The sequence below is a fragment of the Sphingopyxis sp. LC363 genome, from assembly GCF_000756385.1.
In the GTDB taxonomy this organism is placed as follows: Bacteria; Pseudomonadota; Alphaproteobacteria; order Sphingomonadales; family Sphingomonadaceae; genus Sphingopyxis.
In genome coordinates this window covers 22219-48695 of the sequence record NZ_JNFC01000019.1, presented here as the reverse complement: position 1 = coordinate 48695, position 26477 = coordinate 22219, and the positions used below count along the sequence as shown (strand labels likewise).

The window sequence follows — 26477 nt, the reverse complement described above, 5'->3', positions numbered from 1 at the left end:
CTCAGCCCCCGCGCCGCTGTTTCTGACGGATCAGGCGGATATAGGTATCGGCGACCGCCTGATTGATCGCATCCCATTGATAGGCACCGCTTTCGAGTACCGCCGCCGCGCCATGTTCGGCGCGGAGCGCGGTGTCGCGGCAATAATGTTGGAGATGGTCGGCAAAGCCGGTGATCGACCCGGGGGCGACGAGATAGCCCGTCTGTCCATGCTTGACGATGCTTGCGCTGCCGGTGGCGCGGGCGGCCACGACCGGCAGCCCACACGCCATGGCTTCAAGGGTCACATTGCCGAAGGTTTCGGTGACCGACGGATTGAAGAAGATGTCGCACGATGCCAACGCGTGGGCGAGATCCGCGCCGCCCTGAAAGCCGACGAAACTGGCGTCGGGCAGCCGCGATTCAAACCATTCGCGCGCCGGCCCTTCGCCGATCACGACGACCTTGTGGGGCACGCCGCGCCGCTGGAGCACGTCGATGGCGTCGGCGAAGACGTCGAGCCCCTTTTCCATCACGAGCCGGCCGAGAAAGGCGATCGCGGGCACATCGTCGCCAATACCGAGCGACCGGCGCCACGCCATGTCCCGCCGGCCGGGATTGAAGACCCCCTGCTCGACCCCGCGCGTCCAGATGCCGATGTCGTAATTCATCCGCTGGTCGCGCAGCACCTGCGCAAAGCTTTCGGAGGGTGCGATCAGCGCGTCGCACTTGCGGTAGAGCTTGCGCAGCCAGGCGACGACGACGGGTTCGAGGAACGACAGGTTGTAATAGCGGAAATAGGTCTCGAAGCGCGTGTGCACCGAGCAGGCGACCGGTAGCCGCCGTCGCCGCGCCCACGCCGCCGCCTGCCGCGACACGCGGTCGGGGCTGGAAATATGGACGATATTGGGCGCGAATGCGGTGATGTCTTGGCGAACGCGCGGCGAAAAGCTCAGCGGAATGCGATATTCGCTGCGCCCTGGAATCGCCATCGACGGCACACTGACGAGGTCGCCGGTCGGCGCGAAATCGGGGTCGGCAACGGTCGGCGAATAGACGCGCACCGCCGCACCATGCGCCAGCAGAAAGCCGACCAGGCGATTGAGCGCCTTGTTCGCACCGTCGGTGGTCATATTGTAATTGCCGCTGAACAGGGCGATGCGAAGATCGGAAACTTCCATCGGGCTTCGCCTAATCCCTCCGCTGTCCAAAGGCAATTGCGTCAGAATTCTTCGCTACGCTCCGACGGTGCTTCTAGATCGATTTCGACGGGCGGGTGGAGGCGCAGCCGGTGGACTCGGCGCTCGTCGGCCTCGATCACCTCGAGCCGCCAGCCGCTCGGATGGAGGAGTATCTCGCCGACCTCGGGAACATGTCCCGCGAGGACCGCGGCGAGCCCGCCCAATGTGTCGACATCCTCGTCGACGTCCGCCAGCCGGGGGTCGACAACCTCACCCACATCGTCGAGTTCGGCGCGCGCATCGGCGTCCCAGCAGCCATCTTCGCCCGCGACGATAAGCGGCTCGGGCTCGTCGTCATGCTCGTCCTCGATCTCGCCCACGATTTCCTCGACCAGATCCTCGATCGTCAGCAGGCCTTCGGTGCCCGAATATTCGTCGATGACGATGGCGAGGTGGGTGCGCTTGGCGCGCATTTCGGCGAGCAGGTCGAGCACGCCCATCGATTGCGGGACGTAGAGCGGCTGGCGGAGCAGGTCGAGCAAGGGCGGCGGCGGGCGCCCCTCGGCGAGCACCGCGAACACGTCCTTGACGTGGATCATGCCGACGACCTCGTCGAGATTTTCGCGATAGACCGGCAGGCGGCTGTGTCCCGCTTCGGCAAACAGCGCGACGACCTCGGCAAAGGGGGCGCTTTCGGAGATGGCGATGATGTCGGCGCGCGGCACCGCGACATCGTCGACGGTCTGTTCGCCGAAGTGGAGGAGGTTACGCAGCATCTTGCGTTCAATGGGCGACAGGTCGCCGACGATATTGCTGCCGCGCCGGTCCTCGCCCTCTTCCTCGGCCTCGTCGATGACCTCTTCGATCTGTTCGCGCAGCGACGGTTCCTTGTCGCCGCCGAACAGCAGGTTTTTCAGTCCGGACAGCAGTCCGGACCTGCTACTGTCCTCTTCCGATCGGTTCGAAGATCCCTGGTCGTCGGGCATTTTCCGGCTTTTCCTAAGTTAATCCTGATCCGCATATGGATTGGCGATGCCCAGCGATGCAAGGGCTTTCACTTCGAGCGCCTCCATCGCCGCCGCCGGGGCATCGTCCATATGGTCGTATCCGACGAGGTGGAGCGTGCCGTGCACGATCAGGTGCGTCGCATGATCGGCGACCGAAATGCCCTTCTCCTCGGCCTCGCGCAGGCAAGTTTCGCGCGCGAGCACGATGTCGCCGAGCAATATTTCGCCGTCGTCGCTGTTGGCGAGGCTTTCGAGCAGATCGTCCTGCACCTGCGGAAAGGACAGCACGTTGGTCGGCTTGTCCTTACCCCGGAAATCGCGGTTGAGCGTGTGCACTTCGGCATCGTCGGTCAGCCGCACGGCGATTTCGACCAGCGGCGCGGCGTCGGCAAGCGCCGCGAAGGGCGTCAGCGCGAGCGCCGCCGCGGCGGCTTCTGCCGCGCGCACCTCCCAATCGAGGGCGTCGGGCCATGGCGATGCCTCATGGGTTTCGACACTCAGCATGAAAGAAGCCCGAAACGGAAACTCGCTGAAAACTGCGCAACTTCACTCAAGATTCGCATGTTTGTCCCTATGCCCGCGCGAATGGCCGCGAAGCGGCGAAGGCTTTTCTCGCCATCTCGTATCGCGGCGCGATTTTATAGGACAGCGATATTTGACGAGCCTTACGGGTCGAGAATGACCGCGCGCTCGACCAGGTGGCGCGCCGCCGCGATCTCGGCCGCGGCGGTATCGGCCAACCAGTCGCGGAAGCGCGCGATCTTCGCGCTCTGCAGCCGCGCGACGGGATAGACGAACCAGAAGGCGCGGCCGTCGCCCGCGACGAGGTCGTGCGCCGGGACGAGGCGGCCGGCGGCGATCTCGTCGCAGAAAAGGATCGGCGATCCGATCGCGATGCCGTGCCCCGCGACGGCGGCGGCGATATCCATATGCTCGGCGGCGAGACTGGTCCCGAAACGATCGGGCCGCGGGCCGGGGACGACGCCGAGCGCGCGGTACCAGAGCGCCCACCAGTCGGGCCGGCCGAGCAGCGGCACATCGAGCGGGCGGACGGGATCGGTGAGCTTGCGGGCGGCATCGCGCAGCGCCGGCGCGCACAGCGGCGTGAACAGGACGGGGAAGAGCCGGACGCTGCGGAGGCCCGGCCAGTCGCCGAGACCGTGGCGGATCGCCGCGTCGAACCGCCCGTTGCCGAGCGGCTGCGGCTCGGCCGACAGTTCGAGTTCGATCGCGATGTCGGGGTGCGCGGTGCGAAACAGCCCGAGCCGCGGGGTGAGCCAACTCGTCCCGAAGGTCGGCAAGGCGGTGAGCGAAAGCCGCGCCTCATCCTGTTCGCGCGCCTTGACGAAGCTCGCCTGAAGCGCCGCGAAAGCGGCGGTCGCCTCACGCGCGATCGCGGCGCCGGTCGCTGTGAGCGCGACCTTGTGCGGATGGCGCACGAACAGGTGGATTCCGGTCTGCCGTTCGAGCTGGCGAACATGATAGCTGACCGAGGCGGCCGTCGTGCCAAGTTCCTGCGCGGCGCGGGCGAAGCTTTCGAGCCGTGCCGCCGCTTCGAAGGCGCGGATCGAAGGCAGGGGCGGAAGTTTGCCGGTACGGACCATAAGCCTACTTTAGCCTCTACGCCAAAACTTCGCGTCGTCCAAGCGCGACCTGTCGGGCAGACCGGACGCCGTCCCGTTCCATCCTGCCGGAGGCCCCATGACCTTTCTTTCCCCTGCCCTCAACCGGCGTCAGCTGGTCGAAGCGATAATCCTTGCCGGCGGCGCGGCGGCGTTCGACATGCCCGCATGGGCCGAGGCGCCCCGACCCGACGCCCACCGGGACGACTGGCGGTGGCTGGTCGGCAATTGGGACGTATGGCACCGGCGGCTGAAGGAACGGCTGGCGGGCAGCGACGACTGGGCCGAGTTCGGCGGGAAGAGCGCGTGCTGGCTGACGCTGGGCGGGCTCGGCACGATCGACGACAATATCCTCGACCTGCCCGGCGGCGAATATCGCGGTTTCGGTATCCGCGCTTTTGATCCTGCGACGCGGCAATGGGCGATCTGGTGGGTCGACGGCCGCAACCCGACGCATATCGAGCCGCCGGTCGTCGGGTGTTTCGACGGCGACGAAGGCGTCTTTACGGGGCGCGACACGTTCAACGGCAAGGATATTGCCGTCCGCTTTCGCTGGCACGAGGTGCATGGCGCGCGACCGCATTGGGACCAGGGATTTTCGACCGACGGCGGCGCGACCTGGGAGATCAACTGGCGTAATTATTTCACCCGCACCGCCGCGACGCCGACCCCGCTGCCCAAATTGGCCGACAGCCCCGGCGCGCCGAACGCGCGCGACTTCGACTTTCTCGCGGGCCGCTGGAAGGTCGCGCATCGGCGCCTGAAAAAGCGGCTGGCCGGAAACAGCGAGTGGATCGATTTCGACGGGACGTTCGTCAACTGGCCAGTGCTGGGCGGGCGCGGCAATGTCGGCGACAATGTCATGAACTTTCCGGGCGCGCCGTTCCGCGGTGTCGGTGTGCGCACGCTCGACCCCGCGACGGGCGAATGGCTGAGCTGGTGGCTCGACGGACGCAGCCCGGCGGCGATCGCGCCGCCCGTCCGCGGCGGCTTCAAGGACGGGACCGGCACCTTCATCGGCGACGACAGTTTCGAAGGGCGTCCGATCAAGACGCGCGTGCTGTGGTCGCGGATTACCGCGACGTCGGCGCGCTGGGAGCAGGCCTTTTCCGCCGATGGCGGCGCAAGCTGGGAGACCAACTGGATCAGCGATTTCGCGAGGGTCGTATAGGATGCTTGCGATAGCCCTGCTCGCCGCCACGCCGCCGGTCGAGATCGTCGGCGCGGCGGAGATGTTTGCCCCGGGCATCGCGTCGACCGGACATTCGGAAGTCCGGCTGACGATCAGCCCCGACGGCCGGACGGCGCTGTGGTTCAGCCGCGACCGGCCCGGCGGCGCGGGCGGATATGATATCTGGATGTCGCGGCGATCGGCATCGGGCTGGTCCCCGGCGACACCGGTTTCGTTCAATTCGCCCGGCCGTGATTTCGACCCCGCTTTCACACGCGACGGCCGCTTCGTCTATTTCTGCTCCGACCGGCCCGGCGGAATCGGCAAGGACGACCTCTACCGCGTCGCGGTGATCCGGTCGGGCTTTGGTACCCCCGCGAATCTGGGGCCCGCGGTCAACAGCGCGGGAAGTGAATTCGCGCCGATGCTGTCGCCGGGCGGCCGGCGCCTGCTGTTTTCGAGCGACCGTCCGGGCGGCGCGGGGCGGCATGACCTTTACAGTGCGCGCACGGCGCGAGGCGGCTTTGCGGCGGCGGCTCCGTTGGCCGGCGCGATCAACACCGCCGCCGACGAGTTCGACGCGACCTTTCTTTCGGACGGAAAGACCGTGATTTTCGCGCGCGCGCCGAGCATGCAGGACAACCGGGTCGACCTGTTCGCCGCCGCGGCGACCGATGGCCGCTACGACGCGGGCATGAAATTCCCGCTGTCGGTGAACGATGCCGTCGGCGACAGCTATGGTCCGATGGTCGACTGGTCGGCGCCGGGCCGGCTGACCTTCTCGGCACGGCGCGATGGCGCGGCGTCGATGGACCTGTATCGCATCGCCTATCGCTTGCCGGCGACCGGAGCGCCGGGGCGATCCAGACCCTAATGCACGTGGCGGAGCTTGTCGGGGTTGCGCATCACATAAATCGCCACGATCCGGCCGTCCTCGATGTCGAGCGCGGTGGTCTGGAGTTCGCCGTCGGCCTCGCGCGTGACGAAACCCGGCAGGCCGTTGATCATGCCGGTGTGAACGAGCGTCGAGCCATATTTGCCGAACAAGACCGCGAGGCCGCGGTGCAGTTTGAGCACGACGTCGTAACCGAGCACCGGCTCCATCGCGGCGGGGCGCTTGCCGCCGCCATCGGTCCACATGCCGACGTCGGCCGCGAGCAGCGCGCCGAGCGCCCCCATGTCGCCGCTGCGCGAGGCAGCGAAGAAAGCGTCGGCGATCTGTAGCCCCCGCTCCTTTTCAAGCTTGTAGCGCGGGCGCGCGTCGCGAACGTGAGTACGCGCGCGGGCGGCGAGCTGGCGCGTCGCCGCCGGATCGCGGTCGATCGTCTTTGCGACCTCGTCGAACCCGACACCGAAGACGTCGTGGAGGAGGAAGGCCGCGCGCTCCAAGGGGGAGAGCCGTTCGAGCGCGAGCATCAGCGGCAGGGTGATGTCATCCTCTTCCTCCTCCTCGACCAGCGGATCGGGGAGCCAGGGGCCGATGTAGGTCTCGCGGCTGCTGCGCGCCGATTTGAGCTGGTCGAGGCAAAGCCGCGTCACGGTGCGGCGGAGGAATGCCGCGGGCTCGCGCACCGCGCCGCGATCGGTGCCGAGCCAGCGGATGAAGGCGTCCTGTACCACATCCTCGGCATCGGCGACCGAGCCGAGCATGCGATAGGCGACGCGCGTGAGCAGCGGACGCAGCGGGTCGAAACTGACCGCCGCATCCTCCGCATCGACACCGTCCCGGACGCCTTCGGGGGTCATCAGGCCGCCTTCGCCGGCGCGCCGCCCTCGTAAAAGAGCTCGAAGCCGACCGCGATGCGGTTCCAGCCATTGATGACGTTGATCATCAGGGTCAGGTTCATTTGTTCCTCTGCGGTGAAATGCGCTTCGAGTGCCTCGCGCGCCTCCTTCCGTGTGTGGCCTTGCGAAAGGCGGGTCAAGGCGTCGGTCCAGGCGAGCGCGGCGCGTTCGCGGTCGGTATAGACCGGCGCTTCGTGCCACGCGGCGAGCAGGTAGATGCGCTGTTCGGTTTCGCCCTTCGCGCGCGCTTCGGCGGTGTGCATGTTGATGCAATTGGCGCAGCTGTTGAGGATCGACGAGCGGATCTTCACCAGCTCGATCAGGCTCTTCTCCAGGCTTTCCTGCGCCGCGAGGCTGACCGCCATCCACTGCTTCATGAGCTGCGGCGAGGCGGCAAAGGGATCGGTTACCTTGGACATATCGTGTCTCCTTCGACGGGTTGTGCAGATATGACGAGACAGGATCGGCGGATGTGACATGCGCTGCGAAAAAAATTCGCGTCGGCGGGAAAATCGGTTAGCCTCCTCGCCTCGACAATCGGAATGAGGGGGCAATTCATGAAGTTTCTGGGTGGTTTCGGCGAACAGGCCTATGCGTTGCTGCGCATCGTCGCGGGACTGCTGTTTCTGGCGCATGGCGTGCAGAAATTCTTCAATTTCCCGGTCGCCTTCCCGATGCCGCTGAACCCGATGCTCCACGCCGCGGGAATCATCGAACTCGTCGCCGGGGCCCTGATCGTCATCGGCCTGTTCACGCGCCCAGCGGCATTCGTCGCCAGCGGGATGGCGGCGGTCGGCTATTGGATGATGCACGGCGTTAGGGGCCCCTATCCGATCGTCAACGGCGGCGAGACGATCGCGCTCTATTGCTTCATCTTCCTCGTCATCGCGACGCGCGGCGCGGGGGTCTGGAGCGTCGACGGGGCGAAGAAATAGGGCGCGCGATTCCGTAGAAAATTCCGAATCCGGTTCAGGATCGCGAATGGCTCGGATCGGCCGAAAGCGGACACGGGGAAAAGAAAGCCCCTCCTCTTCAGGGGAGGGGTTGGGGTGGGGTCTATCGGCCTTGCGCAAGGCCGATAGACCCCACCCCACTACGACCAGGCAGCAAGCTGCCAAGTCTGCGTTGCCCCTCCCCTGAAGGGGAGGGGCTAAATAGGATCGGGAACGGCAACTCACCACCCCAAAGCCGACAATCGGCGCCACAAAATAGGGGGCGCCCCTTCCGGACCGCCCCCAGATGCGGGCTTCACATGGTGAAGGTCGTTACAGCTTGCGCGTGTTCGCTTCGATCAGCTTCTTCGCCTCAGCGATCGCCTTCGCCGTCGTCAGTTTCTTTTCCTGAACCTCGTCGGCCATTTCGAGCAGGCGGCCGCTAATGACGGTGCCGGTGTCAGCCTTTTCGTCGATCGCGATGCCGCCCTTGGTCGCGGCCACCCGGTCCCATTCGGCGCGCACCGCGGCCCAATATTCCTTGGTCGCCGCCCAATAATCGTCGGCCGCCTTCACGTCATATTGGTCAAACTTGCTATAGGTGTTGAGGACATATTCCTGGACGATCGGCACCAGCTTGCCGTCCTTCGTCCCCATTTTGGTATTGTCCTGCCAGTGGATCCAGCCGTCGGGCGAGGGCTGGTGGCGGTTGATCGAAAGGTAGCGGTCGTAGACGGGATTCCGCACCGCATCGCGGCGCGCGAGCGGGCGCCACGTCCAGCTGGAGCGCCAGCGGCGGACGCCGCCCTGCGTTTCGAACTGCCCCCAGCCGGCGTAACGCGGGCTGTCGTCGACCTGATAGACGGTCTGCGACCAGCGGCCGGTGCGCATCCGTTCGGGGACGTCTTCCCACGCCCATTGATTGCGATCCGAATAGGCGAGGATCTTTGCAGGCTCATATTCCCAGTCCTGCCGCCAATGCTTGATCACGAAGCTCTTGTCGTCGTCGCCGGTGATGACGAGCATATGCTGGAGTATGATCTTGCGCCCCGTGTCCTCGATCACGCGCACGACTTCGTTGCCGCCCGACCTTTTGGGTTCGAGCACTTCGTAATCGGGGTCCCAGCGCGTCGATTCCTGCATGTTGAAGCTGACGCGGTAATTGCCGGCCATGGCGAGGATGTCGGCGCGGTCCTGCTCGAAATTGGCGGCGGCCTCCTCGGCGGCGATCGGCGGGTGGGCGGTGGCGACGGCGGGCAGCGCGGCGGTGAGCAGCAAAAGCCCGGCGGCGATCTTGCGATAATGTTTCATCGGTGCAGTCCTTTTCTTGTTTAGAAGCGGAAGCTCAGCGAGGCGCTCACATTGCGGCCGGGCTGCGTATAGGCGTCGGTGACGGTCGAGGTGGACGCGAGCCCGCGCACGTCGCTCCACCACGCATATTTTTCGTCGAGGATGTTGAAGACGCCGGCGCGGAGCGTCAGCCCCTCGACAATCCGCACGAAAGCGGTCGCGTCGAGGATGGTGAAACCGTCGGGACGGAAGCATTCGGGCGTGCACAGCCCGTCGGTCCGCGACGCCTCCTTGCGCGCGCTGTGCGTCATGATCAGCTGGCCGCCGAAACGCCCGTTCTGCGGCTCGCGATAACCGATGCCCACAACGAGCTTGAGCGGGTCGATCGTCGACAGCGGCACGCGCGTGCCGTCGGGCTGAATCTCGTCACCCTTGGCATAGGATAGGGCGAGCGTCGTATACAGGCCGGACGACGCTCGCCCCTCGAACCGCGCTTCGGCGCCTTTGACCCGGGCGCGGTCGAGATTCACGAATTGATAGACGGCGGGATCGGCGGGCGTGAAGCTGCCGCTCACCACTTCCTGGCTGATGAAATCCTTGTAGCGCGCCGAAAAGGCGGTGACGTCGAGGCTGACCTGATCGCTGGAAAAGCGGATGCCGCCCTCGAAGCTTTCGCTGCGTTCGGGGTCGAGATCGGGGTTCGGCGCCGACGTATAGCCGAAGGCGAGATTTTCGAAGAACTGGTTGACCTGCCCCGGCTCGGGCGCCTTGAAGCCGGTCGCATAATTGGCGAACAGCCGGACGGTGTCGGTGATCTTCCACAAAGCGCCGAACTTGGGCGACAGCCGCGAGCCGTCCTGCCCGGCACCGCTGAACGCCGGAAGCAGCGGGTCGTCGTCGGGCGACAAATCATACCAGTCGAAGCGCAATGCCGGATAGAGGATCAGCCGGCCGTCGGCGATGCTGATCTCGTCGCCCGCGAACAGGCCGCCGCGCGTGAAGTCGGTGCTCGGGAAGGCGCGGGTGGGAAACACCTCGCCCGCGGGCGGGACGGTACCATCGCGCAAGCCCCGCTGGCGCGTCTTGCTGATGTCGCCGCCGAAGACGAGGCGATGCGCGATCGCCCCGGTCGCAAAATCGGCGCGCGCATCGGCCGAGGCACCGATGACGCGGTTTTCGAAGGTGTTGAGACGCGTGCGGTCGGCCGAAGGCGTGCGGTCTTCCTCGGTATATTGCCGGTCTTCGCCATCCTGCCAGTAGAGCGCGACGCGCGCGAAATCGATTACCCCCTCGCCCTCCCAGCTCCAGTCGAGCGAAACGCGCTTGCGTTCGCCCGTGTCCCAGCCTTCGAGCCGGTCGACCGATGCGCCGAAGCTTCCCGGCCCGACGCCGGTCAGTCCGTTGGTGTAAAGCTCTGTGTCGAGATATTCGCCGGTCAGCCGCAATTTATGGCCGTTTGCCGGGTCATAGACGATCCGCGCCAGCGCGGCGTTCGAATGGCCGTCCTGCGGATTGGGTTCGGTGCGCGCCGGACCGTTACCGCCGACCGTGCCCTTGTTGTCGAGCTCCTGCCAGTCGCGGCGGGTATAGGCGGCCATCAGCGACCAGTCGCCGCTGCGCCCCGCGAGGATCGCGGTTTCGCTGAACTCCTCGTCGGCGCTGCTGTAGCCTGCGCGGAGGAGGCCGCCGATAGTCTTGCCCGTTTCGATGAAATCGGCGGGGTCGGCGGTGATGAAGCTGACCGCACCCGCGAGCCCGTCGCTGCCGTAAAGCGCCGACGAAGGACCGCGCAAGATTTCGACCGACTTGATGAGACCTAGGTCGACATAATCGCCGCGCCCCGACGCCTGCGCGCCGAAGCTGAAGCCATCGGGGACGCGCACGCCGTCGACCTGGATCAGCACGCGGTTGCCGCCGATGCCGCGGATGTTGAAGCTCTCGTTACCGGCGCGCCCGGTCGCGCCCAGCGCGGCGCCGAAGCGCGCGGGCTGGCGCTGGACGCTGACGCCGGGCTCGAAGCGCACGAGGTCGCGGATGTCCGTGACGAGTTCGTCGGCGATCTGTTCGTCGGTCTTGACGCTGACGGTGACGGGCAGGTCTTCGGCCTTCACCGCGGTGCGCGTCGCGGTCACGACGATCTGGTTCTTGCGCGCCAGCCAATATTCGCCGTCATTGTCCTGCGCAAAGGCCGGCGCGGCGGTCGCGGCGAGCGCAAGGCTCAGCGCGCTGCCGACGGCGAGGCGGCTTGCGGACGACAAACTCTGGCTGGTCAATTTTCTTCCCCTGATTGTTATGCGATTGACTCGCAATAGCGGCGCTCTAGGCGCGCAAAATCAGAGGGTCAATATGCTAATGCGAATCACTCTCGAAAAATATTGCGAACGGTGCGACGTTATGGGAGGCGTCGTCCGGAACAATGTCAGGGGTCATCGGATTAAGGGTTCGAGGCCGCTGGCGGCCCGAAGCGGACCTATCTTTCATCGTCACCCCGGACTTGATCCGAGGTCCATTCATGCAGCGCGGAAAGAATGGATCCCGGATCAAGTCCGGGATGACGAATGTCTGAGACCGACCGGAAGCGGACGTACAGATCCTCCCCATCGCGAAGCGCTGGGGAGGGGGATCGCCGCGAAGCGGTGGTGGAGGGGTCTGGCCTTGCACCGACGCCTGACGGCGTCGACCCCTCCGTCAGCCCTGCGGGCTGCCACCTCCCCATCGCTGCGCAAGGGGAGGATCTGGACGACAGCTCTCCACCCCAAACCCGTCATCGTTCGCGTTAAGCCCCCGGCCCCTCATAGGCTTCGACGATCCGGCCGACGATCGGATGACGCACCACGTCGGCGGCGGTGAAGCGGCTGACGTTGATCCCTTCGAGCCCCTCAAGCCGCGCGACGGCGTCGGCGAGGCCCGAGGTCGCGGGCATCGGCAGATCGACCTGCTTCGGGTCGCCGCAGATGACCATGCGGCTGTTCATGCCGAAGCGGGTCAGGAACATCTTCATCTGCGGGATTGTCGTATTCTGCGCCTCGTCGAGAATGATGAAGGCGTCGGCGAGTGTGCGGCCGCGCATGAAGGCCAGCGGTGCGATCTCGATCTCGCCGCTCGCGATGCGGCGCTCGACCTGTTCGGCGGGCAGGCAGTCGTGGAGCGCGTCGTAGAGCGGGCGCAGATAGGGATCGACCTTTTCCTTCATGTCGCCGGGGAGGAAGCCGAGCTTCTCCCCCGCCTCGACCGCGGGGCGCGACAGGATCAGGCGCTGGACGCTGCCGGTGATGAGCTGCGCGACCGCCTGCGCGACCGCGAGATAGGTCTTGCCCGTGCCCGCGGGACCGAGCGCGAAGATCACCTCGTCGCGCGCGAGCGCCTGCATATAGGGGACCTGCGATGGCGCGCGCGGGACGATCGTCTTCTTGCGCGTGCGGATCATCACCGGCGGCGCTTCGCTCGCGTCGTGGCGGATGATGCCGTCGAGCGTCGGCTGCGCCGACATCGCGATCAACCCGTCGACCATGCCGGCATCGACCTCCTGCCCCTTTTCGATGCGATCATACAAGTCGGTGAGCACGTCGCGCGCGCGCGCCGCGGCTTCGGCCTCGCCCTCGATCTGCACGCGGTTGCCGCGCGCCGAAATGTATACGCCGAGGCGGTTCTCGATCGCGACGAGGTTGCGGTCGAACTCGCCGAAGAGAATGCCCAAAAGCTGTGTGCGCTCAAATTCCGCCGTCAGTCGGACGCGGTCGCCGGGTTCGGCGGGGGTGGAGGCGGTCAGCGGGCGTTTGGACACGTGGGCAAGGCTCCTTCTGGCGATAAGGCGACTGTAGTCCCGCGAAGGCGCGAGTCCATCTCCCGCGGGTTCGGAATGCGACGGAAAAAGACGGAGTGTGTCTTCGCGGAGACAGCTTCCGCCCGTGGCACTAGGCGACCGCTTCCATCAGCAGCTCGGCACCCAGGCTGTTGGGTCCGGCCGAAGTAATCCGCACGTCGACCATGTCGCCGATCTTCAATCCCGGCGCGATGACGTGAACCGACTGAAGCCAGGGCGACTTGCCGATGAGCTGCCCTTCGAGCTTGCCCTTGCGCTCGAGGAGCAGCCGCGTGGTGCGGCCGACGGTCGCTTCGTTGAACGCCTGCTGCTGCTCGTTGAGCAAGGCTTGCAGCCGCTGGAGGCGATCATTCATTTCGGCTTCGGAAATCTGGCCGTCCATCGTCGCCGCAGGCGTGCCGGGGCGGCGCGAATATTTGAAGCTGTATGCCATCGCGTAATTGGTGGCGCGGACGATATCGAGCGTCGCTTCGAAATCCTCTTCGCTCTCGCCGGGGAAGCCGACGATGAAGTCGCCCGAAATCGCGATGTCGGGGCGCGCTTCGCGAACGCGCTCGATGACGCGAAGATAGCTCTCGACGCTGTGGCTGCGGTTCATCGCCGCAAGGATGCGGTCGCTGCCCGCCTGCACCGGTAGGTGGAGGAAAGGCATCAACTTGTCGACCTCGCCATGCGCCGCGATCAGCCCGTCGGTCATGTCGTTGGGGTGGCTCGTCGTGTAGCGGATGCGTTCGAGCCCGTCCTCGCGCGCCAGTTCGCGAATCAGCCCGTCGAGCCCGATCGCCCGGCCCTTCTCGTCCTCGCCATCCCACGCGTTGACGTTCTGCCCGAGCAAGGTGATCTCGCGCACCCCGCCCGCGACAAGCGCCCGCGCCTCGGCGATCAGGTCAGCGAAGGGCCGGCTGATTTCGGCGCCGCGCGTATAGGGGACGACGCAATAAGTGCAGAATTTGTCGCAGCCTTCCTGCACGGTGAGGAAAGCGGTCGGGCGCTGGCCGCCCACGCGTTTGGGCAGCGCGCCGAACTTGCTTTCGAGCGGCATGTCGAGATCGACCGCCTTTTCGCCGCGCTCGGCGCGTGCGATCAGGTCGGGCAGGCGGTGATAGGCCTGCGGTCCGACGACGACATCGACGCTGGGCGCACGGCGCGCGATCTCGGCGCCTTCGGCCTGCGCGACGCAGCCGGCCACCGCGATGGTGGGCGTGCTGCCGTCGGCGCGCTTCAACCGGCCAATGTCCGAATAGACTTTCTCGGCCGCCTTTTCGCGGATGTGGCAGGTGTTGAGCACGACCAGATCGGCGTCGGCGCCATCGGCGGCCGCGACATAGCCCTCCGCGCCCAACATCTCGGCCATGCGCTCGCCGTCATAGACGTTCATCTGGCAGCCGAAGGATTTGACGTGAAAAGTCTTGCGAGAGTCGGATTTCATCCGCGCGCTATAGGCGATGCGGTGGGCTGGCGGAAGAGCGTGCGATTTCCGCCGCGATCGCCGCGCGTGCCGCTTCGGCGAGCAGCTTGCGGTCTCCTTCGACGGCGTCGGGCAGCGGATCGAGATAATGGATCGTCAAGTGGACCGGGCGCTTGCGCGCGAGCAGCCGCTTGAAGTTGTCCAGCCCGGATTCGGGATCGAGCCACGCGATGTCGTTCGCTTCGGGCCCGTAGTCGAGGAACACTGGCTGGACGCGCAGCTTCGGCGGCGTCGGGATCACCGCCTGGAACAGCGACGCGCGAAAGGGCAGCAAGCCGTCGCCCGGGCCCGTCGTGCCTTCGGGAAACAAAGTCACCGGGCGGCCGCGCGCGAGCGCATTGCGCAAGTCGTTCGCCTGATTGTGGATCTCGCGCCGCGCCTCGCGCTGGACATAGACGGTGTGGTTCTGGTCGGCGAGCCAGCCGACGAGCGGCGCCGAGCCGATCTCGGCCTTCGACACGAACGCCGAGCGCGCCGCACCGCCGAGCGCGAGAATGTCGAGCCAGCTGACATGATTCGACACGAACAGGACATCGCGCCGCAGCCGCGTTCCGGTCGTCTTTATGCGCAGCCCCGCGATCCAGCCGACGGCATTGAGGAAAGCCATCACCATCGGCGACGGGCGGCCGATGGCACGGTAAAGCAGATGCGGAACGATTAGGAAAAGGAGCGCCAGCACCATCAAGGCGAGACGGGCGACCGTCCGCCAGGTGATCGAGGTGCGATCAGTCGCGCTTGCGATCGATGGCGACACCGTAAAGCTCCATGCGGTGGTCGACGAGGCGGAAGCCCAGCCGTTCGGCGATCACCTTCTGCAACGCTTCGAGTTCGGGATCGACGAATTCGATCACATTGCCCGTTTCGACGTCGATCAGATGATCGTGATGCGCCTCGGGCGCGGCTTCGTAACGCGAGCGCCCGTCGCCGAAATCATGACGGTCGAGAATGCCGGCTTCTTCGAACAGGCGCACGGTGCGGTAAACGGTCGCGATCGAGATGCCACTGTCGATCTTCGACGCACGTTCATAGAGGGTCTCGACATCGGGATGATCCTCCGAATCCGAGATGACGCGCGCGATGATGCGGCGCTGTTCGGTGATGCGGAGGCCCTTTTCGTGGCACAGGGCTTCGAGATCGATATTGCCGGACATGCTTGCCTTTCCTGCAGATGCAGCCGTGTCTGTCTTTGTCATAAACTGTATAGGGACGCCCCGCGAATAGGACAAGGGCGGCGCCCCTGCGAACGCCGCCCTTCCTGCTCCGGCTGGAGCGATATATCGCGGCTGTCAGGCCTTGGCTTTGCGCTTGCGCCCGCCGCCACGACCCTTGGTGCCGAGGCCGATTTCCTTCGCCAGCGCGCGGCGCTTTTCGGCATAATTGGGCGCGACCATCGGATAGTCGGCAGCAAGACCCCATTTGGCGCGATAGTCGTCGGGGGTCATGCCATAATGCGTCATCAGGTGGCGGCGCAGCATCTTCAGCTTTTTGCCGTCTTCGAGGCAGACGATATAGTCGGGCTTGACCGAGGTGCGGATCGAAACCGCCGGCACCAGCTTTTCTTCCACGACCGGCTCGCTTCCGAGACCCGACAGCGCGGCGTGGACATTGTTGATCAATATGGAGAGGTCTGAAATGGCGACGCTGTTGTTGCTGACATGCGCCGCGACAATGTCGGCGGTCAACGTAACGAGCATCTCATTGGTGTCGGCAGAATCGGACATGAGACTATTCCTTGTTTTCGATTACCCAGAAGTATCTCGGCGAATATTGGATTTTTTCTTTCACCGCAGGGATTAGTGCCACTTTGGATATAATTCCGCAATGACAGATCAGTCGCCTAGACTCTCGCTGGCCGGCCGCCGCATCGTAATGGCATCGCGAAGCTTGCCGTCGTTGCCGCGATAATAGGCTGGGCGCCGCCCGCATTCGGTAAAGCCCGCGCGTTCATAAAGATGAACCGCGTCATTGTCGGCCCGCATTTCAAGGAAATAGTCTTCGGCGCCCTCGCCTCTAGCCCAGACGCGCCAGTCTTCGATCAATAATCGCCCGATCCCGCGGCCGCGAAATTGCGGGTCGACCGCGAGCAATAATAATTCGCTTTCGGGTCCCGCGATCCGCGCGGCGGAAAAACCGCACGCCTGCTCGCCCTCCCACGCCAGGCACACGCGCGCCGACGGCAGCGCGAACAGGGTCAAAAGCTGCGCGCTGGTCCACGCCTCGCCATAGGCGGGCTCGAACGCCGCATCCATCACGCGCATCACCGCGGCCAGATCGCCGACGCGCGCGGTGGCGAGGCGAATGGCGGCGGTCATGCACGCGCCATCGGCTTGGCGTCGGGCGCGCGGCCATAGATCGGGCTCGGCGTGTCGATCATCGCGCTCGCGGGCAGGTGCAAAAAGGCGCGCGCGTCGGGCAGCATCGTGAGCGCACGCCCCGAGCCGCGTTTCGCGACAAAGGCCTCGGCGCGATTGCCGACCACCAGCGCGTCGACGAGTTCGATCGCCTCGTCGGGAAGCAGCGATCGAAGTTCGGCGCGCGGGGCGAGATCGGCGGCGAAAGGCTGAACGAACCATTGGCCGTGGCCGCCCTCCATCACCACCAGCGCACCGTCTGCCGCCGCGATGTCGTCCGCCGCGGCGGCGGCAACGAGGGCGAGCGTCGAAAAGCCGTGGACCGGTACCTGCCAGCCGAGCGCGAGCGCGCGCGCTGCGGCCACGCCGATGCGCACCCCGGCAAAGCTGCCCGGGCCGCATCCGGCGGCGATGACGTCGGCGCGGCCGCCACCGACGAGTTCGGCGATCAGCGGAACGAGGCGCTCGGCGTGACCCCGCCCGATCACTTCGTGGCGATAATCGACGACCGAGCCCGCCTCGATCAGCGCCACCGAACAGGCTTCACTCGCCGAATCGATGACCAGATGGCGCATGGGCGGGAGCGCGCGCCGCTCAGGCGATGCGGTTGAAGCGCGCGAAATCCGGGCGCGGGCTGCGCTCGAAAATGCTCGCGGGATCGCCATAGCCGAGGGTCGAGATGAAGTTGCTCTTCACCTTCGGCTCGTCGGCGAAGAAGGCCTTGTCGACCGCGGCATTGTCGAAACCCGACATCGGCCCGGTGTCGAGCCCGAGCGCGCGCGCGGCAAGGATGAAATAGGCACCCTGCAGGCTCGAATTGCGAAACGCGGTCGTCTCCGCGTGCGCATCGTTGCCCGCGAACCAGCTCCGCGCGTCGGTATGCGGGAAGAATTCGGGCAGATGCTCGTAGAACTCGGTGTCCATCGCGATGATCGCGGTAACGGGGGCCTTGCGGATCTTTTCCTCATTGCCCGGAATGGCGTGCGCGGCGAGCTTTGCCTTCGCTTCGTCGGACACGCACCAGACGATCCGCGCCGGCAGGCTGTTCGCGCTGGTCGGGCCGAACTTCATCAGGTCCCAGATCGCGTGCAGCTGCGCTTCTGTCACGGGTTTGTCGTGATAGCCATTATAGGTGCGCGCGGTGCGAAACAGCTGGTCGAGAGCGCTGTCGGAAAGCGGCTCGCTCATGGGCTAACTCCTCGAGGAAAAAATCAAACGGCGTGAACTGCCGTTACCTCGGGAACATAATGTTTCAAGAGGGACTCGATGCCATTCTTCAACGTCGCGGTCGAGGAGGGACAGCCGGCGCAGGCCCCCTGCATCTTCAGATACACATTACCCTTGTCGAAACCGCGATAGATGATGTCGCCGCCGTCGTTGGCGACCGCGGGGCGGACGCGCGTTTCAATGAGTTCCTTGATCTGGTCGATGATGTCGGCGTCGGCGGGATCGTCGGCGAAGCCCTCATCCTCGGCCGGAACCGAGAAACCCGCGCTCGCGGCATTGAACAGCGGCACGTCGGCGAGGAAATGATCCATCACGATACCGAGCACGTCGGGCTTCGCATCGGCCCATTCGGCGCCGGGCGCGATCGTCACCGACACGAAATCGCGGCCGAAGAACACGCCCGTCACATCGCCGAGCGAGAAGAGCGCGCTCGCGAGCGGCGAGGCTTCGGCCTCTTCGGGGCTCGCGAAGTCGCGGGTTCCCGTCTCCATCACCGCCCGGCCGGGCAGGAATTTGAGCGTCGCGGGATTGGGCGTCGATTCGGTTTCGATCAGCATGGGGCGCATGTGGGGCTCCGTCGCCCTTTGTGCAAGGTGAGATGGGCAGGCTTCAGCTTCGCTGAAGCAGAAGCGGCACCGGCCCTCTTCCCCCACCCGGCCTCCCCAACGATAGTAACCTAGGGAGGCCGGGGTGAGAGAGGGCCGGTGCCGCTTCCACGCAAGTGGAACAACGCCTAAGGCGCGCCGATGCGTCGCTTCACCCATTTCACCGCTCTCGACTGGTCGGGCGCCCGCGGCGAGCGCCAGCGCGGGATCGCGCTCGCGGTCGCGAGCGGCGCGGCGGCGCCCGCGCTCGTACGGCCCGGCCATATCTGGTCGCGCGCCGAAATCCTCGCCTGGCTGGAGGATGTCGCCGCCGCGGGCGAGGACATGCTGATCGGCTTCGATTTCTCGGCCGCCTTCGCCTTTGCCGACGAAGGCGCCTATTTTCCCGAATGGAGCGAGAGCCCCGCCGATATTCGGGCGCTTTGGGCGCTGGTCGAGCGGCTCGCGCGCGTCGATCCGCACTATGAAGCCGGCGCCTTTCTCGGCCATCCCGACGCGCGGCGCCATTTTCGCCACGGCCGGGGCGATGTCGGCGATCTGTTCGCGCCCGGCGCGGGCCGCCTGCGGATCGTCGAGCAATATCAGCGCGCGACCAAGCAGGCCGCGAGCGTCAGCAATTTCAACCTTGTCGGCGCGGCGCAGGTCGGCAAGGCGAGCCTCGCCGGCATGCGCCTGCTGCACCGGCTGTCAGACCGGATCCCGCTGTGGCCGCTCGATCCGGTTCCGGCCCGCGGCCCGCTGCTCGTCGAAATCTATACGAGCCTTGCGGCGCGCGCGGCCGGCCTGCCGCCGGGGCGCAGCAAGATCCGCGACGGCGCGGCGCTCGATGCTGCGCTCGCCGTACTGGGATCGCCGCCTGCCGGCCTTATCGGCCCGGTCAGCGACCATGCGAGCGACGCGCTGCTGACCGCGGCGTGGCTACGCACGATCGCGAGCGAGGCCGCCCCTTGGTCGCCGCCCCCGCTGACCGAGGCCCTCGCCCGAACCGAAGGCTGGACCTTCGGCATTATCTGACCATTTCCAGCCTACCGCATTTTCCCGCACGTCCGCTGTTTCCATCGGACCGAAAAATGCTTAGGGGAGCGCGAGCGCCGGCTTAGCTCAGTTGGTAGAGCACCTGATTTGTAATCAGGGGGCCACGGGTTCGAATCCTGTAGCCGGCACCATCATCGCACCCGAATCCCGCGGCCTTCTGGCAATCGGTAAGCAAACCGGTCCGGAGAGACTGTCCCCCGCCGCGTCGCCGCACGCGCCGCATGGACGGTGTAACCGCAGAGCAGGCCATAAAACGCCAGCCCCTCGACCTGCCAGAAGGGCATCGTCGCCATGTTGAGCAGGAAGAAAGCGAAATGGGCGGCGATCAGCAGGAAGCGGTCGCCGCGCGCCGACGCCGCCGCCGCGAACATCGCCGTCCACAAGGCAATCATCGCCGCGACGCCGAACCAGCCGAGTTCATAGAGCGTCGCCACCAGCGTGTTGTGCGGATAGACTTTGAACACGCCCTCCCAGCTTTCGGGCCCGAGGCCGAACAAATGCTGAAGCGGCGTGCCGTCGGCCCAGGCATAGATATAGCTGCTCCAGATCAGCGGGCGACCCGACATCACCTGCCGCTCGAGCAGGTCGAACTCGCGTGGCGGCTTGATCAGCGCCGCCGGGTCCGCGAGGAAGGCGGCGAGGTCGGCGAAACTCTCGCGGTAGAGCAGCGCCGCAATCGCAAAGAGCAGCGCCCCCGCGACGGTCGCCGTCACCGCCATCGCACCGCGCTGGTCGCGCCGCACGCTCATCGTCACCCCGCCGAGGAAGATGGCCAGCGCGAGCGGCGCGAGCGCGAGGATCGTGGTGCGATAACCAGCGAGCAGAATGGCAATGAGCGTCACGGACAGAAAGGCGATCCGCACCGCGCGCGGCGCCGAGCGCGCGAGGCCGCCGACGAGGAACCCCGTCAGCAGCGCGACCGAAAAGGCCGCCTCGTGATTATAGCCGCCGATCCAGACGAGCCCGTCGCCATCCTCGGCCCCCTTGGGCATGTTAAGAGCCAGCGACAGCGCCTGAAAGACGAGCAAGGGCAGGAAGGAAACCATCGCCCAGGTCAGAAAGCGCGCATCGGGATCGCGGCGCAGCGCCTGGAAAGCCGCGAGCAGTATCACGATCATATAGGCATATTTGACCGCGACATTGACGCCGCCCACCGGATCGCCGTTGAGGACGGCGCTGACCAGCGCGAGCAGGATGAGCACATAGATGGGCACGAGCCATTTGAGCGCGAGATTGGCGGGCCGCACGACGAAAAGCAGCCCGAAGCCCGTCACCGCGACCGAAAGCAGCGCGTTACCCGACAGTCCGCCCGCAAGCGGCTGGAACATATAGAGATGATAGGCGCCCGCGGTGGTACGCAGCCACAGCGCAACGACCACGAAAGCCCCGGCCATGCCGCCCGCCCGCCGCGCCGCGACGACCAGCGGGACGAGCAGCAGCAGCGTGACGGGCACCAATATGCCGGGCCCGAAGGCCGGGCCATAGGGCAGCGGCTGCGCGGTCACGGCGCCGACGGATCAGTCGGCATAATAGTGGCGGTATGCCTTGAGGAAGGTGCCGCCATCCTCATAGCCGGCGCGTTCCTGCTCGCGCACATCGACCAGCGTCAGCACCGCGCCCAGCATTTCGGCATGGACGTCGTAGAGCCGGCGCAGCGCCACCGACGCCGCCTTCGACGGCGTCTTGCGCCAGCGTACGAGGAAGACGACGCCATCCGCCATGCTGGCGATCACGCGCGCCTCGTCGACCGGCAGGACCGGCGGCGTGTCGAGAATCACGAGGTCGTAGCGGTCGCGCACCTGTTCGATCAGCTCGGCGAGCCGCGGGCTCTCGGTCAGGCCGATACCCTTCGAATCGAGCCGCTGCGGCAGCAAGCAGGCGTCGGACAGGCTGTCCTTGACAATCGCCTGATCGAGGGTCGCCTCGCCTGCCAGCACTTCGTCGAGGCCGAGCGTTACGCCCTCGGCGAACTGCCGGCTCGATGCACGCCGGCGCGCATCGGCGTCGATCAGCAGCACCTTGCCGCCCGTCGCCGCCATCGCGCGGGCAAGACCCATCGCAGTCGTCGTCTTGCCCTCGCCCGGCACCGCCGAGGTGATCGCGACGACACGGACCGGCTTCGCCGCCTCGGCGAACTGGATCGAGGTGCGCAAGGCCCGGAACGCCTCCGCATAGGTCGATTGCGGCCGCTTGATCAGCAGCTCCGCGGGCGGCGCCGGCAGCCCCGACTTGCGATAGCCAGGCAAGGTGCGCGCGTCGGGGATCGAGGCGAGCGTCGCCAACCCCAAAGCTTCCTCGATCGCGTCGCTCGTCTCGAGCCCGCGCTCGAGCAATTGCAGCAGCACCACGAGCAGAACCCCGATACCGAGCCCGCCGACCACCGCCATTGCGGCATAGATCAGCATGTTAGGCGAACTGGGCGCACCGGGAACGCGCGCACGGCTGACGATATAGGAATCGCTGCGCTCGAGCCCCGATTGCGCGACCGTCTGGCGATAGCGGTCGAGGAAGGCCTGATAGAGAGTCCGCGACGATTCGGCGTTGCGCTCCAGCTCGGCCAGCCGCACCGATGCTTCATTGTCGCTCGCGAGCTTGCCTTGAGTCTGCGCGACCGAGCCCGCGAGCGAAGCCGCGCGCTGATTGGCGATGCTCGCCTGGATCGACGCGTTGGCGACGATGCGCTTTACCTCTGCGGCGATATGCTGGTCGGCGGTGCGGAGCTGGTTCTGCGCCTGAACCAGCGCAGGATGACGCGGACCATAGCGTTTTTCGAGCGCCGCCACCTCGCGCGCGGCCTCGGCGCGCTGGGCCCGGAGCTGGCTGACCACCGGAGAATCGAGCGAGTCGCCGAGTTCCTCGCCGCTCCGTCCACCGCGCACCTGTGCGCGTGCTGCCGAAAGTCGCGCCTGCGCCGCGGCATTTTCCGCCTTGGCCTGCGCGAGTTGCGTCGAAAGACCCGACAATTCCTGCTGCGTCACCGTGCTGGCTTCGGAAACGGCGAAAAGATTGTTCGCGGCGCGATAGTCGGCGACCGCTCGCTCGGCGCCGAGCACCTGCGTGCGCAGCTCCTCAAGCCGCTTCTCGAGAAAGCCTTGTGCGCGCTGCGTCGCCTCGGCCTTCGAACCCGCCTGTCCCGAAACATAGTCGTCGACCAGCGCATTGGCGATCTGGGCCGCCTGCGCCGGCGTATTCCCTTCGTAAGACACGCTGATCGCATAGGAGAGCCCGTCGCGCTTCACCGTCAGGCCGCCCAGCAGCGCGCCGATCGCGCGCTGCCGCCCGATCAGGTCGGGCTGCGCTGCGGGAGCGCCCTGCCCCGCGGCCTCGTTGAACGCGGGATCGCGCGCGAGCCGCAGCCGGTCGACCACCCGCCCGATCAGCTCGGGCGAGCGCAGCGCCTGCACTTCGGTGTCGACCGCCGCCGAATCGGGATCGGCGGTCGGGGGCACCGCATCGACGTCGATCACCCGCTCCGCCGTGCGTTCGAGCGCGACCTGCGCGGTGGCGAGATAGCGCGGCTCGGCGACGAGATAGGCGGCGGTCGCGACGATGATCGCCGCGACCATCGCCGCACACAGCACCATCCATCGCCGGCGCAAAATCCCGCCGATATGGCGCAGGTCGATCAGCGCGCCGCGATCGACCTGCGGATCCGCTTCCTGACGAAGCGACGTACGCCGTGAAAGTGCATCCATGTCACGCGGCAGCCAGGAAAGCGCGGACCGCGGGCGCGATATCGGGACGGCCGAGCGCGAGCGCGAGCGTCGCAGTCACGAAACCGCTCTTGTCGCCGCAGTCATAGCGCGTCCCCGCAAAGGTGACGCCGTGGAAGGGTTGCTGGCCGATCATTCGCGCCAGCGCGTCGGTGAGCTGAATCTCGCCGCCCGCGCCTTCCTCCTGACTGCCGAGCACGTCCATCACCTCGGGCTGGAGAATATAGCGGCCGATGATCGCGAGCCGCGACGGTGCGACATCGGGCGCCGGCTTTTCGACCAGCCCCTTCACTTCGGTGATCGGCCCCGCCTGCGCTCCGGGGGTGACGATGCCATATTTATGCGTCTGGTCTGCCGCCACTTCCTCGGTGCAGATCAGATTGCCACCAAGGTCGTTATAGGCTTCGACCATCTGCTTGAGACAGCCGGGCTCGCCGACCATCAAATCGTCGGGCAGCAACACGGCGAAGGGCTCGTCACCGACAAGGCGACGCGCGCACCAGACGGCGTGGCCGAGCCCGAGCGGCTCTTGCTGCCGCACGATGGTAATATCGCCCGGCGAGGGGCGGGTGCCGTCGAGCGCGGAAAGCGATTTGCCGCGCCGCGCCATCGCTTCCTCAAGCTCGAAGGCGTGATCGAAATGATCCTCGATCAGGCTCTTGCCGCGGCTGGTGACGAAGATGAACTGTTCGATGCCCGCCTCGCGCGCCTCGTCGACGGCATATTGAATGAGCGGCCGGTCGACGACCGGCAGCATTTCCTTTGGCATGGATTTGGTCGCCGGAAGAAACCGGGTTCCAAGGCCGCCAATGGGGAACACGGCCTTGCGTATCTTTCGCATTTTTCCACCCTTTTCTGGTCACTGGGTTCCCCCCCAAAAAACCAGTATTCGGCTTGCCAGACACGATCGCCACGTGCTGACGGGCGCGGTTTGCGCCTTTACGCTGCATTGCAGCAAGAGCCCGGCGTCGAAGCGTGTCCAAAGTGCGTCGGGGCTATTTCAAAGCTTCGGCGGCTCGCCCTTGAAGGATACCCCGCCCGGCACCGAACCCCCGCCTCGCGAGCGGACCAGCTGCGTTCCGCGCGGCACCTGGATATCGTGCGAGCCGATGATAATCCTGGCGGGTCCGTTATGAACGTCGAAGATCGGCCAGCCGCGATCGCTCTTCACCGTCAGATGCTCGATATAGATGACCAGCGGCTCGTTCGCGCCTGTCGGCGCCATGATAGAAAAATGGTTGGTGTCGCCGATTCCGCCGATCTTGATCGGATCGAGACTGATAAGCCGCGTCGCGCGAATGCTCGACCAGAGCCGGAAGTTGCGCGCGTTGCGGCCGCTGGTGCAATCGTCGAGCAAAGTCTCGGTCGACTTCAGGTCGAACCCACCGTCGCTATTGTCCCAGGCGGCGCACTGCCGAAACAGGAACCGCGCATTGCCGCGCTCGGTCGAGAAGCCGTCGCCGTTCCAATATTGCGAGTCGCGGCGTTTCCACTGAAACCCCCGCATCGAACAGCGCTCGATCCGGAAATCATGCGCCGTGTCGGCGAATCCGATGCCGACCGGAAGATCGGTCGAACCGGTCGTAAGTCTGCCGCTCGCGCTCACATCCTCGATCACGCCATCGCGGCTGTCATAGCGGATACGCGCAAAGCTGCGTTCGAGATCGCTCGCCTTCGCCCCGCGCACGTGCAGCCCAACGCAGCCTGCGGCCTCCACGCCGGGCGCCGCGGTATTTTCGATGACGCGATAACCGCTTGCCACCCTGACGTTGGAAATCCGCACATTGCGTACCGGTTCGCGAATCACGAACAGGCCGTTGCCGACATCGCGGGCGCGCACGTCGCGATAGGCGGCATCCGAGCGCACGACATAGACAGGCTCGCCGTTCGCGGCGATCTGAACCGCGCTCGCAACGCGGCGGGAGGGCATGTCGGCCATGCGGCGGCGTTAGGCGGTCGGCGCGAATAAGAGCGAGCGCGATGCGGCGCGGCGTGGTGTGTCCGGGATCAGTGCAGCGCGGGTTCCGGCCCGGAAAGATCGTCGCCGCCCTTGATCGCGAGCCGGGTTGCGAGACCGAAGAAAGGCGGGCGGCAGACGCGCCGGGTTCGACTGAACCGACGAAAGCCTGCTTCCCCCGAGCCGATATTGAGCGTCATGCCCGCGCCCGCCGTAACCGGAGACAGCGCCCGCCCGTCGATCGTGATCGCCGACGACAGGGTGCGCCCCAGCACATGCCGGCGCTCGGCGCCGTCACGCCCGAAATAATATATGGCATGCGGCGGCGCGCGACGGTGGATCGTGGCGATCGCGTCCTCGATCCGGGCATAATTGCACAACGGCAGGATCGGCCCCTCGACATCCTCCTGCATCACCAGCATGTCCTCGCTGGCATGGCGGACGATGTGGAGCGGCATTTCCGTCCCCCGCGGGCGTGCGGTCATCACTTCGCCTCCGCGCGCGCGCGCGTCGTCCAGCAGCCGCGTCCATCGCGCCTGCTCGGCAGCGGTCGGCGCCGCTTCGTTCGCGGCCGGCTGCATCGCCGCGCGCCACAGCCAGGCGGCGATCGCCTCTTCCCGCTCGTCGGGCACGAGCAGATAGTCGGGCGCCAGCGGCACCCGTCCGCCCCGGACGCGCTTGTCCGCGATCACCTTGTCCGCAGCCCGCGCAAAATCGGCCGAGCGCCCGAAGATGACCGGCGACTTGCCCGAGCGCGCGATCATCATGCCGTCGCCCTGTTGTTCGCTGGTTACGAGCAGATCGAATGCGCGCCCCGCAAAGGCCGCGTCCGAAGCGACAGCCAATTCGAGCGGATCGAAAAAGCCGGCAGCCAGCCGGTCGATCAGGTCGCCCAGTCGCGGCGAGGCGGTATCAAATTTCAGCATTATCCGATTGCCCGCGGCAAATGCCCCGGCGAGGACAGTCGCCACCTGGAGCAATGCCAGCGAGGCAGGCGCCGATATTCCGATCACGCCGACCGGCAGATATTCGACATAGTCGCCGCCGCCCCAAAGCCGCGCAAGCAACCGGCCATCGGTTTCGAGGCGCATCCATTGCCCGACGCTGTTTCGCGCCGCGCGCAACACCGCCAATGCCGGGACCACTTCGGAGCGCCTCGCCGACTCGACATCCTGATTCGCCTGATCGGCAGCGAGCGCCGCGCACAGCGCATCGGCATTTTCTTCGATCATCAGCATCGCTCGCCCCAACCGGTCGCGGCGAACCGCCAGCGACACCGGCAGGTCGGCGAAAAATGCCGCGCGTTGCGCTTCCAGCATCCTGCCCTTCCCA

26 protein-coding genes and 1 tRNA gene are annotated in these 26477 nt (G+C 66.1%); 5 read left to right on the top strand and 22 right to left on the bottom strand.

All coding sequences use genetic code 11. The features are described 5' to 3' along the window. Window position 1: 1 nt before the first annotated feature. From FG95_RS08725 to FG95_RS08710, 4 genes are all read right to left on the bottom strand, one after another. Window positions 2-1159, bottom strand: a complete 1158-nt coding sequence (locus tag FG95_RS08725) for a glycosyltransferase family 4 protein (RefSeq protein ID WP_037555334.1) — start codon at window positions 1157-1159, stop codon at window positions 2-4. Window positions 1160-1200: 41 nt separating this feature from the next. Beyond that, window positions 1201-2145: a hemolysin family protein gene (locus FG95_RS08720; RefSeq protein WP_037555333.1), complete on the bottom strand. Its 945-nt coding sequence runs from the start codon at window positions 2143-2145 to the stop codon at window positions 1201-1203. A gap of 18 nt (window positions 2146-2163) precedes the next feature. Next, window positions 2164-2670 carry an rRNA maturation RNase YbeY gene (ybeY, locus tag FG95_RS08715; protein ID WP_037555332.1) on the bottom strand — a complete coding sequence of 169 codons (507 nt, stop codon included), beginning with the start codon at window positions 2668-2670 and terminating at the stop codon, window positions 2164-2166. Between the two features lie 161 nt (window positions 2671-2831). Continuing rightward, on the bottom strand, window positions 2832-3770 hold the full coding sequence (locus tag FG95_RS08710) for a LysR substrate-binding domain-containing protein (RefSeq protein ID WP_037555330.1): 939 nt from the start codon (window positions 3768-3770) through the stop codon (window positions 2832-2834). Window positions 3771-3867: 97 nt separating this feature from the next. On the opposite strand from FG95_RS08710, the gene FG95_RS08705 reads away from it, so the two are divergent. Continuing rightward, window positions 3868-4959 carry a hypothetical protein gene (locus FG95_RS08705; RefSeq protein WP_037555329.1) on the top strand — a complete coding sequence of 364 codons (1092 nt, stop codon included), beginning with the start codon at window positions 3868-3870 and terminating at the stop codon, window positions 4957-4959. Window position 4960: 1 nt separating this feature from the next. Continuing rightward, the gene (locus FG95_RS08700; protein WP_037555328.1) at window positions 4961-5833 is read left to right on the top strand and encodes a TolB family protein; all 873 of its coding nucleotides are present in this window, start codon (window positions 4961-4963) and stop codon (window positions 5831-5833) included. Here the strand turns inward: FG95_RS08700 and FG95_RS08695 are convergent. Next, complete coding sequence (locus FG95_RS08695; protein WP_037555327.1) at window positions 5830-6705, bottom strand: sigma-70 family RNA polymerase sigma factor; 876 nt, start codon at window positions 6703-6705, stop codon at window positions 5830-5832. The genes FG95_RS08700 and FG95_RS08695 overlap by 4 nt on opposite strands. Beyond that, window positions 6705-7163 carry a carboxymuconolactone decarboxylase family protein gene (locus tag FG95_RS08690; protein ID WP_037555326.1) on the bottom strand — a complete coding sequence of 153 codons (459 nt, stop codon included), beginning with the start codon at window positions 7161-7163 and terminating at the stop codon, window positions 6705-6707. The genes FG95_RS08695 and FG95_RS08690 overlap by 1 nt, the downstream gene beginning before the upstream one ends. Before the next feature lie 138 nt (window positions 7164-7301). Between FG95_RS08690 and FG95_RS08685 the strand changes: the two genes are divergently transcribed. Then, window positions 7302-7679 carry a DoxX family protein gene (locus FG95_RS08685; protein WP_037555325.1) on the top strand — a complete coding sequence of 126 codons (378 nt, stop codon included), beginning with the start codon at window positions 7302-7304 and terminating at the stop codon, window positions 7677-7679. Window positions 7680-8009: 330 nt separating this feature from the next. On the opposite strand, the gene FG95_RS08680 is transcribed toward FG95_RS08685, so the two are convergent. The 11 genes from FG95_RS08680 to FG95_RS08630 form a co-directional block, all read right to left on the bottom strand. Continuing rightward, complete coding sequence (locus tag FG95_RS08680) at window positions 8010-8987, bottom strand: DUF6607 family protein (RefSeq protein WP_037555323.1); 978 nt, start codon at window positions 8985-8987, stop codon at window positions 8010-8012. Window positions 8988-9007: 20 nt separating this feature from the next. Next, the gene (locus FG95_RS08675; protein WP_235211507.1) at window positions 9008-11239 is read right to left on the bottom strand and encodes a TonB-dependent hemoglobin/transferrin/lactoferrin family receptor; all 2232 of its coding nucleotides are present in this window, start codon (window positions 11237-11239) and stop codon (window positions 9008-9010) included. Window positions 11240-11742: 503 nt separating this feature from the next. Continuing rightward, window positions 11743-12750 (bottom strand): PhoH family protein, encoded by a 1008-nt coding sequence (locus FG95_RS08670; RefSeq protein ID WP_037555321.1) that lies wholly within the window; start codon window positions 12748-12750, stop codon window positions 11743-11745. A 130-nt stretch (window positions 12751-12880) separates the two neighbouring features. Continuing rightward, on the bottom strand, window positions 12881-14218 hold the full coding sequence (gene miaB / locus FG95_RS08665) for a tRNA (N6-isopentenyl adenosine(37)-C2)-methylthiotransferase MiaB (RefSeq protein ID WP_052182228.1): 1338 nt from the start codon (window positions 14216-14218) through the stop codon (window positions 12881-12883). 7 nt (window positions 14219-14225) lie between these two features. Continuing rightward, window positions 14226-15011: a lysophospholipid acyltransferase family protein gene (locus tag FG95_RS08660; protein ID WP_052182227.1), complete on the bottom strand. Its 786-nt coding sequence runs from the start codon at window positions 15009-15011 to the stop codon at window positions 14226-14228. After that, window positions 14983-15408, bottom strand: a complete 426-nt coding sequence (locus FG95_RS08655) for a Fur family transcriptional regulator (protein WP_037555319.1) — start codon at window positions 15406-15408, stop codon at window positions 14983-14985. The genes FG95_RS08660 and FG95_RS08655 overlap by 29 nt, the downstream gene beginning before the upstream one ends. A gap of 135 nt (window positions 15409-15543) precedes the next feature. Next, a complete protein-coding gene (locus FG95_RS08650; RefSeq protein ID WP_037555318.1) occupies window positions 15544-15978 on the bottom strand; it encodes a MucR family transcriptional regulator in 435 nt (144 codons plus the stop codon). Between the two features lie 108 nt (window positions 15979-16086). After that, window positions 16087-16569: a GNAT family N-acetyltransferase gene (locus FG95_RS08645; RefSeq protein ID WP_052182226.1), complete on the bottom strand. Its 483-nt coding sequence runs from the start codon at window positions 16567-16569 to the stop codon at window positions 16087-16089. Next, window positions 16566-17183, bottom strand: a complete 618-nt coding sequence (gene tsaB / locus FG95_RS08640; protein WP_037555316.1) for a tRNA (adenosine(37)-N6)-threonylcarbamoyltransferase complex dimerization subunit type 1 TsaB — start codon at window positions 17181-17183, stop codon at window positions 16566-16568. The genes FG95_RS08645 and tsaB overlap by 4 nt, the downstream gene beginning before the upstream one ends. 19 nt (window positions 17184-17202) lie before the next feature. After that, complete coding sequence (locus FG95_RS08635; protein WP_037555314.1) at window positions 17203-17796, bottom strand: malonic semialdehyde reductase; 594 nt, start codon at window positions 17794-17796, stop codon at window positions 17203-17205. A 23-nt stretch (window positions 17797-17819) separates the two neighbouring features. Continuing rightward, window positions 17820-18392 carry a NifU family protein gene (locus tag FG95_RS08630; protein WP_037555358.1) on the bottom strand — a complete coding sequence of 191 codons (573 nt, stop codon included), beginning with the start codon at window positions 18390-18392 and terminating at the stop codon, window positions 17820-17822. 189 nt (window positions 18393-18581) lie between these two features. On the opposite strand from FG95_RS08630, the gene FG95_RS08625 reads away from it, so the two are divergent. Together FG95_RS08625 and FG95_RS08620 are read left to right on the top strand one after the other, a co-directional pair. Continuing rightward, window positions 18582-19454, top strand: a complete 873-nt coding sequence (locus FG95_RS08625) for a hypothetical protein (RefSeq protein ID WP_037555313.1) — start codon at window positions 18582-18584, stop codon at window positions 19452-19454. Between the two features lie 76 nt (window positions 19455-19530). Beyond that, window positions 19531-19606, top strand: a tRNA-Thr gene (locus tag FG95_RS08620). Here the strand turns inward: FG95_RS08620 and FG95_RS08615 are convergent. The 5 genes from FG95_RS08615 to FG95_RS08595 all read right to left on the bottom strand — a co-directional run bounded on the left by FG95_RS08615 (window position 19607) and on the right by FG95_RS08595 (window position 26464). Then, window positions 19607-20980 carry a hypothetical protein gene (locus tag FG95_RS08615; RefSeq protein ID WP_052182225.1) on the bottom strand — a complete coding sequence of 458 codons (1374 nt, stop codon included), beginning with the start codon at window positions 20978-20980 and terminating at the stop codon, window positions 19607-19609. It lies immediately after the preceding tRNA gene. 12 nt (window positions 20981-20992) lie between these two features. Beyond that, window positions 20993-23170 (bottom strand): GumC family protein, encoded by a 2178-nt coding sequence (locus FG95_RS08610; protein ID WP_037555311.1) that lies wholly within the window; start codon window positions 23168-23170, stop codon window positions 20993-20995. A gap of 1 nt (window position 23171) precedes the next feature. Beyond that, window positions 23172-24029: a UTP--glucose-1-phosphate uridylyltransferase gene (locus FG95_RS08605; RefSeq protein WP_037555310.1), complete on the bottom strand. Its 858-nt coding sequence runs from the start codon at window positions 24027-24029 to the stop codon at window positions 23172-23174. Window positions 24030-24188: 159 nt separating this feature from the next. After that, window positions 24189-25127: a hypothetical protein gene (locus FG95_RS08600; RefSeq protein ID WP_037555309.1), complete on the bottom strand. Its 939-nt coding sequence runs from the start codon at window positions 25125-25127 to the stop codon at window positions 24189-24191. 68 nt (window positions 25128-25195) lie between these two features. After that, window positions 25196-26464: an aldehyde dehydrogenase family protein gene (locus FG95_RS08595; protein ID WP_052182224.1), complete on the bottom strand. Its 1269-nt coding sequence runs from the start codon at window positions 26462-26464 to the stop codon at window positions 25196-25198. Window positions 26465-26477 lie beyond the last annotated feature (13 nt).

Excerpts from the sequence above, each read along its gene's own strand:
- FG95_RS08725 (WP_037555334.1), bottom strand. The coding sequence starts at position 1,159 with ATGGAAGTTTCCGATCTTCGCATCGCCCTGTTCAGCGGCAATTACAAT.
- FG95_RS08720 (WP_037555333.1), bottom strand. The coding sequence starts at position 2,145 with ATGCCCGACGACCAGGGATCTTCGAACCGATCGGAAGAGGACAGTAGC.
- ybeY (WP_037555332.1), bottom strand. The coding sequence starts at position 2,670 with ATGCTGAGTGTCGAAACCCATGAGGCATCGCCATGGCCCGACGCCCTC.
- FG95_RS08710 (WP_037555330.1), bottom strand. The coding sequence starts at position 3,770 with ATGGTCCGTACCGGCAAACTTCCGCCCCTGCCTTCGATCCGCGCCTTC.
- FG95_RS08705 (WP_037555329.1), top strand. The coding sequence starts at position 3,868 with ATGACCTTTCTTTCCCCTGCCCTCAACCGGCGTCAGCTGGTCGAAGCG.
- FG95_RS08700 (WP_037555328.1), top strand. The coding sequence starts at position 4,961 with ATGCTTGCGATAGCCCTGCTCGCCGCCACGCCGCCGGTCGAGATCGTC.
- FG95_RS08695 (WP_037555327.1), bottom strand. The coding sequence starts at position 6,705 with ATGACCCCCGAAGGCGTCCGGGACGGTGTCGATGCGGAGGATGCGGCG.
- FG95_RS08690 (WP_037555326.1), bottom strand. The coding sequence starts at position 7,163 with ATGTCCAAGGTAACCGATCCCTTTGCCGCCTCGCCGCAGCTCATGAAG.
- FG95_RS08685 (WP_037555325.1), top strand. The coding sequence starts at position 7,302 with ATGAAGTTTCTGGGTGGTTTCGGCGAACAGGCCTATGCGTTGCTGCGC.
- FG95_RS08680 (WP_037555323.1), bottom strand. The coding sequence starts at position 8,987 with ATGAAACATTATCGCAAGATCGCCGCCGGGCTTTTGCTGCTCACCGCC.
- miaB (WP_052182228.1), bottom strand. The coding sequence starts at position 14,218 with ATGAAATCCGACTCTCGCAAGACTTTTCACGTCAAATCCTTCGGCTGC.
- FG95_RS08655 (WP_037555319.1), bottom strand. The coding sequence starts at position 15,408 with ATGTCCGGCAATATCGATCTCGAAGCCCTGTGCCACGAAAAGGGCCTC.
- FG95_RS08650 (WP_037555318.1), bottom strand. The coding sequence starts at position 15,978 with ATGTCCGATTCTGCCGACACCAATGAGATGCTCGTTACGTTGACCGCC.
- FG95_RS08645 (WP_052182226.1), bottom strand. The coding sequence starts at position 16,569 with ATGACCGCCGCCATTCGCCTCGCCACCGCGCGCGTCGGCGATCTGGCC.
- tsaB (WP_037555316.1), bottom strand. The coding sequence starts at position 17,183 with ATGCGCCATCTGGTCATCGATTCGGCGAGTGAAGCCTGTTCGGTGGCG.
- FG95_RS08635 (WP_037555314.1), bottom strand. The coding sequence starts at position 17,796 with ATGAGCGAGCCGCTTTCCGACAGCGCTCTCGACCAGCTGTTTCGCACC.
- FG95_RS08630 (WP_037555358.1), bottom strand. The coding sequence starts at position 18,392 with ATGCTGATCGAAACCGAATCGACGCCCAATCCCGCGACGCTCAAATTC.
- FG95_RS08625 (WP_037555313.1), top strand. The coding sequence starts at position 18,582 with ATGCGTCGCTTCACCCATTTCACCGCTCTCGACTGGTCGGGCGCCCGC.
- FG95_RS08610 (WP_037555311.1), bottom strand. The coding sequence starts at position 23,170 with ATGGATGCACTTTCACGGCGTACGTCGCTTCGTCAGGAAGCGGATCCG.
- FG95_RS08605 (WP_037555310.1), bottom strand. The coding sequence starts at position 24,029 with ATGCGAAAGATACGCAAGGCCGTGTTCCCCATTGGCGGCCTTGGAACC.
- FG95_RS08600 (WP_037555309.1), bottom strand. The coding sequence starts at position 25,127 with ATGGCCGACATGCCCTCCCGCCGCGTTGCGAGCGCGGTTCAGATCGCC.
- FG95_RS08595 (WP_052182224.1), bottom strand. The coding sequence starts at position 26,464 with ATGCTGGAAGCGCAACGCGCGGCATTTTTCGCCGACCTGCCGGTGTCG.